This window comes from Clostridium sp. UBA5119 (genome assembly GCF_002414285.1).
Lineage (GTDB): Bacteria > Bacillota > Clostridia > Clostridiales > Clostridiaceae > Clostridium_J > Clostridium_J sulfidigenes.
In genome coordinates this window covers 7,591-15,011 of record NZ_DHYX01000047.1, presented here as the reverse complement: position 1 = coordinate 15,011, position 7,421 = coordinate 7,591, and the positions used below count along the sequence as shown (strand labels likewise).

7 protein-coding genes are annotated in these 7,421 nt (G+C 30.4%); all 7 read left to right on the top strand.

The window, feature by feature from the left end:
* Positions 1-206 precede the first annotated feature (206 nt).
* Positions 207-1,880 (top strand): sensor histidine kinase, encoded by a 1,674-nt coding sequence (locus B2671_RS06660; RefSeq protein ID WP_346869704.1) that lies wholly within the window; start codon positions 207-209, stop codon positions 1,878-1,880.
* A 4-nt stretch (positions 1,881-1,884) separates the two neighbouring features.
* On the top strand, positions 1,885-2,613 hold the full coding sequence (locus B2671_RS06655) for a LytTR family DNA-binding domain-containing protein (RefSeq protein ID WP_346869703.1): 729 nt from the start codon (positions 1,885-1,887) through the stop codon (positions 2,611-2,613).
* 67 nt (positions 2,614-2,680) lie between these two features.
* Complete coding sequence (locus tag B2671_RS06650) at positions 2,681-4,117, top strand: carbon starvation protein A (RefSeq protein WP_346869702.1); 1,437 nt, start codon at positions 2,681-2,683, stop codon at positions 4,115-4,117.
* Positions 4,118-4,455: 338 nt separating this feature from the next.
* A complete protein-coding gene (locus B2671_RS06645; protein ID WP_346869701.1) occupies positions 4,456-5,088 on the top strand; it encodes a histidine phosphatase family protein in 633 nt (210 codons plus the stop codon).
* 239 nt (positions 5,089-5,327) lie between these two features.
* Positions 5,328-6,263: a DUF5692 family protein gene (locus B2671_RS06640; protein WP_346869700.1), complete on the top strand. Its 936-nt coding sequence runs from the start codon at positions 5,328-5,330 to the stop codon at positions 6,261-6,263.
* A 106-nt stretch (positions 6,264-6,369) separates the two neighbouring features.
* Positions 6,370-6,744 carry a phage holin family protein gene (locus B2671_RS06635; protein WP_346869699.1) on the top strand — a complete coding sequence of 125 codons (375 nt, stop codon included), beginning with the start codon at positions 6,370-6,372 and terminating at the stop codon, positions 6,742-6,744.
* Between the two features lie 154 nt (positions 6,745-6,898).
* Positions 6,899-7,421 (top strand): PQQ-dependent sugar dehydrogenase (locus B2671_RS06630; RefSeq protein WP_346869698.1); only part of this gene is annotated, 523 nt, incomplete at its 3' end.

The following is a 7,421-nucleotide window of genomic DNA, read 5'->3' as shown; positions in this document are numbered from 1 at the left end:
TCTTAACTTAATGACATTGACCATTTAGGGTGTTCCTTTTTTATAAGCCTTTAAAACAATGTAACTCTTTGGTTATGAATGTCTTTATATATCCTACAATGTTGTATATACTATTTATAGAATACTTTTTAGCAACTAAAAAATAATAAGTAAAAGACAGGAAAAAAATTTTTCAAGAGACATTTAGTGAAATGGAGTTAATTTTAATGGTTGAATTGCTAAGAAATCTTACGAATAATTTAGGGTATGTAATCCTTATTGCTTTCTTTGTTTCAAGACTAGGAAGCTTTAAGAAAATAGTACAAAAGGATAAATTTAAAAAGAAAGATCTAATTGTGCTTTCAATAATTTTTGGAGCTTTTGGAATTTTGGGAACCTACACAGGGACAGAGGTTAATGGAGCCATTGCTAATACTAGAATTATTGGTGTAATGACTGGGGGAATACTATGCGGACCTTTTGTAGGGACAATGGCAGGTATTATAGCTGGAGTTCATAGATTACTAGTAGACATAGGCGGCATTACATCAATACCGTGTACAATAACTACTATAATTTCGGGAATAGTTGCAGGGTTAATATATAGTAAATCAAATGAAAAAAACAAGTGGATTTATGGGTTGTTTGGTGGTCTTTTAATTGAAATATTAGAAATGATTTTAATACTTACAATGGCACATCCATTTATCAGTGCCTTAACCATTGTAAAGAGCATATATTTTCCTATGAGTTTTGCTAATGCTATTGGAATTGCAATTCTAATATTGATAATTCAAAAAATACTTAAAGAAAAGGAAGAAATTGCAGCAAAACAAGCACAAATTGCTTTAGAGATAGCAAATAAAACCTTACCTTATTTTAGAGAAATGAATGAAAATTCCTTAGAACAGATATGCGGAATAATAAGGGAATCAATTAATGCAGATGCAGTATCTATAACAAATAAAGAAAATATATTAGCTCACGTAGGAGTAGGAGCTGACCACCACATAAAGGGTCAGAAGATTATAACAGAGGCTACAAAAAAGGTTATTAAAGGAGGGAAATTACTTTCTCTAACAAATGCAAATCAGATAGAGTGTCCTAATTTAAATTGTAGTTTAAAATCTGCAATTATTGCTCCTTTAAAAGAAGGAGATGAAGTAATAGGTACATTAAAAATATATTATTGCACTGATAATGCTATTTCCTTTAGAAATATAAATTTAGCTGTAGGCTTATCCCAAATTATTTCTACCCAGCTAGAAATAAGTAAGCTTGGAGAACTGAAAAATATGGCAAATAAGGCCGAAATAAAAGCGTTGCAATCCCAGATAAATCCTCATTTTCTATTTAACGCGCTAAATACAATAATTTCCTTTATTAGATTTAATCCTAATAAAGCAAGAGAGTTAATTATTAATTTATCTACCTACTTAAGGTATAATTTAGATATAGGCGAAAACCATGTAGATATTTATAAGGAACTAGAGCAGGTTAAAGCATATGTAGAAATAGAAAAAGCAAGATTTGGAGAGAAACTTCATGTAGCTTATAATATTGAAGATGATTTAGATGTTAAGATTCCAAGTCTTATAATTCAGCCAATAGTTGAAAATTCCATAAAACATGGTATTTTAAAAGGTAAAGGTGAAGGCACAGTGACAATTGAAGTTAAAAAAGTTTCCAAGGACAACATTATGATAACAATTGAAGATGATGGAATTGGAATTTCAGAAGATATTATAGAAAAAGTCTATGAAGATAAAATGGAAGAAAATAAAATAGGCATATCAAATGTTCATAATAGATTAAAATATATTTATGGTGAAGGATTAAAGATAGAAACATTGGAAAGTGGTACTAGAATCAGTTTCAATGTAAGTAAAATAAGGGAGTGATGGTATGAACTGTATTATTGTTGATGATGAATCTCCTTCAAGAGAAGAACTAAAATATTTTATAAACAATTTCAGTAATATAAAAATAGTGAATGAATTTGATGATTCTATTAAGGCTTTAGAATATATTGAAGAAAATAAACCAGATATTATTTTCCTAGATATTAATATGCCAAAGCTAGATGGCATTGCATTATGTAAAATTATTAATCACTTTCCAAAACAATCCCTTGTAATTTTTATTACTGCCCATAAAGATTATGCTGTAGATGCCTTTGAAATTCAAGCCTATGACTATATATTAAAGCCTTATTCAGAAGAACGAATAGTTAGTACATTAAAGAAAATTGATAAACTTTCAGATAAAAAGTGTATAAATAATAAAATAACCCTTTGGAAAGATAATAAGATGATTGTAAAAAATATAATGGATATTTCCTATTGTGAAGCAAAGGAACGAGAAACTTTAATTTATATTAATGGAGTAGAATATAACGTAAACTGTAGCATTTCAGAATTTTATAAAAAACTTCCCAAAGAACTCTTTTATAGAAGTCATAGGTCATATATTATTAATACTGATAAAATTACAGAGATAGTTCCGTGGTTTAACAACACCTTTATGTTAAAATTACAAGGTGAGAAGGTTGATATACCCGTAAGTAGAAATAATATAGGTGAGTTTAAGCANNTAAAAGCACTTGATGTGCTTTTTTTGTTTTTTCATGTATGAAATCGTATAAACTCCTAAAAAACATATTATAATTTTGTTAACAAATAATTAATTAGGAGGGGTCCAAATGGTATCATTTATTTTAGCGATTATTGCTCTTATTATAGGTTATTTCATTTATGGTGCAATTGTGGAAAAGGCTTTTGGAGCAGATGACAAAATTAAAACTCCTGCTGTAAGGCTAGAGGATGGTGTAGACTTTGTTAAAATGCCTGCATACAAAATTTTCTTAATTCAATTTCTTAACATAGCAGGTCTAGGTCCTATTTTTGGTGCAATTGCAGGTGCAATGTGGGGTCCATCAGCATTTTTGTGGATTGTATTTGGATGTATTTTTGCAGGTGCGGTTCACGATTACTTTTCTGGTATGCTTTCTGTAAGACATGATGGGACAAGCATTCCTGAAGTTGTAGGTCAATATCTTGGTAAAGGTTTTAAAAACTTTATGAGAGTATTCTCTGTAATACTTTTAGTTCTTGTGGGAGTTGTTTTTGTAACTGGTCCAGCAAGTATCTTAAAGGGCTTAACAGGATTAAACATTACAGTATTAATATATATTATATTTGCTTATTACTTAATTGCAACAATGGTTCCTATAGATAAGCTTATTGGAAAAATATACCCTATTTTTGGAATTTGTTTATTGGTTATGGCCATTGGTGTTGGTGCTGCATTAATTTTTGGTGGATTTGACATACCAGAAGTAATTCCAGCTAATTTGATTAATATGCATTCAAACCCAGATAAAAACCCAATATTCCCAATGTTATTTATAACTATTGCTTGCGGAGCTATTTCAGGGTTCCATGCAACACAATCACCTTTAATGGCAAGATGTATAACTAGTGAAAAACAAGGTAGAAAAATATTCTATGGTTCAATGGTAGCAGAAGGCGTAGTTGCTTTAATTTGGGCAGCAGCAGCAATGAGTTTCTTTGGTGGAGTAGCAGAGTTAAATGCTACTATGGCAATAGAAGGTCATACAGCAGCTTGGGTAGTAAATGAAATTTGCGGAAGTTTACTTGGAAGAATTGGTGGTTTATTAGCTATACTTGGAGTTGTAGCATGTCCTATAACTTCTGGTGATACAGCATTTAGAAGTGCAAGATTAACTATAGCTGATACATTTAAACTTGATCAAGGACCTATTAAAAATAGATTTATAATTAGTATTCCTTTATTTGTAGTAGGCTTTATATTAACTAAGATGGATTTTGGAATAATATGGAGATATTTTGGATGGTCTAACCAAACCTTAGCTACAATAGTATTATGGACAGCAGGTATGTACTTAGTTACTAAAGGTAAAAAACACTGGATTGCTACTATACCAGCTACATTTATGACAGCTGTATGTACATCTTATATTTTAATTGCACCAGAAGGTTTTAAGCTTTCTCAAAGTATTTCATATCCAATAGGAGTTGTAGGTGCAATTGTAGCAATGGTAATTTTCTTAATAGCAGCAAAAAAAGTAGAAACAAAATCAAAGGGTAAAATTTAATATTATTTAAAGCTCATTATAAAATAAAAAATACTAATGGAATAAAAGTACCTATAAGCTAGATACATAAAAAGTGTTTAGCTTATAGGTACTTTTTTATATATTTTTATGCAGTTGATACCATCTCTAATACTTCCATCTAATTTAAAGAGGAAGTGAGGAGTTGCTACATCACTTGATAAGGATTATATTACAATAAATAAAATAGTTTACAAATTGTAACTATGAATTTATTATAGAAGTATGTAATTGTAATAATTAGGATCCATAGTAGATTAATGAATAGTATTTTAGGGTAAATACCTTATATTATACTACTAGAAAGGAGTGAGGGTGAATTGAGCATATATATAGTTAGACATGGAATGGACAATGAAAATTATAGAGGTGGATGGAGTGATTTAGGTTTAATAGATGAGGGCATAGAGCAAGCTAAATTATTAGCAAATTATCTAAGTGATAATAAAGAAAAGTACAGTATTAATAAAATAATAAGCAGTGATTTAAGGCGAGCTGTTGAAACGGCTAGGGAGATTGGAAGTAAATTAAATATACCAGTGAAGCATTGTAGTAATTGGAGAGAAATAAATAATGAAGTTCTGGCAGGAATGGATAACAAGGATGTATTAATAAAATATCCTGGACTCTTTTTTAATACACTAGAGATGAGTGAGAGGTATCCAAATGGCGAAAGCCCTAGTGAGTTTTACAATAGAATACAAAGTACTTTTCTAGAACTTTGCAACAATATTTCAACAGGAATGGAAGAAGATAATATAATGATTCTTACGCATGGTGGAGTAATAAATGTTTTATACTATATATTAAATAATATGAAATGGACAAATAAGTCACCTAAACTATCTAAAACATCTACTACTGGAATGCATAAAATTGAGTACTTAGAAGGAAAATGGAAAATAGTTATGAGTAATAGTGTTGAGCATTTATATTATCATAGGGAAATATAAACCTAGATCTATAGAGAGATAGGAGTATATAAAACTATATATCTATATAACTATTTAAATAGTTGTGCTGTTCATGGGGGTTTGGGGGCTTTATAAATATTTGACCAAAGAGTCAATATGTAATATAATTACTAAGATAACAGATAAAGATATTTAAACTTTAAATATATACATATCTTTGCTTGTTATAAACAGACATAATAGAATTATGTCAAATGTTATTTTTAGGGGGAAATATTATGGGCTTTTTTTATGAGTCAACGAATTTTACAGGTTGGGCTATTTGGCTTTTTATTCTTTTTGCCTTAATGGCTTTTAATGAGCTTGGTCGTTCAACAAAATGGGGCGGAATTATACTTTTTTTAATTGTTCCTATAGGTTTAACTATTTTTGTTTGGCCAACAACTGCAGTTCCAGGAAATGAATATGGAACAGGTACTTGGTTTAACTGGGTAAAAACTTACTCAGCACTGGCAGGGTGCCTTGGATTTATGGCTATTCGCTATATTCCATCACTTGCTAAAAAGAAGTGGGTATTATACTTTCCACCACTTATTTTGGCAATTAATATTCTCGAAGCAGCTATTCGTGATTTTCAATGCTTTACATATGGTGCATGGAACGGAGCATATGTAGACAATCTTTGGGTAATGTCAGGATCATGGAATATCATGAATGGTATAGCTGGATTACTAAACATTATTGCCATTTGCGGATGGGTTGGTATTTTTATTTCTAAAGATAAAACAAAGGATATGATATGGCCTGATATGATATGGCCTTGGATTATAGCTTATGATTTGTGGAATTTTGCCTATACATATAATTGTATAGCAGATCATTCATTTTATTGTGGTTTGGCACTGTTACTTTCTTGCACCATACCTGCTTTCTTTATCAAAAAAGGAGCATGGCTACAGCATCGTGCACAGACACTTGCCCTATGGATTATGTTTGTTATGACAGTACCTTCCTTTGCAGATCGTATAGCACCTGTAGCTACTACACATAATCCAAAAGCATTTTTTATTTTAAGTTTATTATCTTTAATAGCAAATGTAGCATTAGTAATTTATCAGTTTAATAAGATTTATAAAAATAAACTTAATCCACTAAAAGACGAAATCTTTGTAGAAACAAAAGCCTATAAGAAGGTAGTTGAAGAAAATAGATAATATAAAAAGTATAATAATTTAATATGTATATAGGAGATTATATTTTTGGAATTTATGGGCATAATACCTTTAAGAAATTAAAATTTCTATTAAAGGAGGAATTCTTATGCCAGATAATAATGAGGTAAGAAAAGAAGGTTCTAGTGGAAATAGTATTTTAAGATGGGCAGGAAGATTGATATTAGTTGCAATTATTTTAGGTATAACATCATTTTTAACTCCAGGATTTAGTATTTATGGATTATGGTCATATCTAATTGCAGCAGTTGTAATAACTGCATTAGACTATTTCGTAGAAGCATTCATGGGAGTTGATGCATCACCTTTTGGAAAAGGAATAAAAGGTTTTATTATTGCAGCTGTAATAATATATGTAGCACAATTTTTAGTCCCAAATATGAGGGTATCTCTTCTAGGCGCAATATTAGCAGCTTTAGTAATTGGTGTAATAGATGCTGTATTTCCATCAAGAGCAATGTAATTTTTAAATTTATCATATTGAAATGATTAAAGGAGGAACTCTAGAAATAGAGTTCTTTTTATTTATGTGAAAATGGAACATTAACACAAATACTTAATAATATAAATAAAGCGTGCATTGATATATGATTTATTTAAGTTTGGAGGATAGCAGCATGAAAAGAAAGATTTACAATGTTTTATCTAATATGATATTGAGTGGAGATAACGTATCTAGATTGAAAGCAAAAGGAGGTATTTCAAGGGAACTTCCCTATGAAGTTGAAGTTATTGCTGAAAATTTATATGTACCTTGGGCCATAGATATAAGTAATGAAGGTAAATTATATTTTACAGAGCGGTCTGGAGCAGTTAGAATTATTGAAGATGGCAAACTTCTTCCACAGCCACTGATTAGATTTAGTGCACCCTTTGTAAGCCAAGGAGAAGGGGGATTGATGGGGATTGCATTAGATCCAAATTATTCCCAAAACCGTTATATATATGTTATGCATTCATATGCAGAAGGTAATCAAGTTCACAATCGTGTTGTGAGATTGATTGAAAATAATAACAAGGCATCTGTTGACAGAGTACTTATTGATAAAATCCCTGGTGGGCGGATTCATAATGGAGGTAGGATAAAGATAGGGCCAGATGGAAAATTATATATAACAACGGGAGATGCAGGTAATTCTG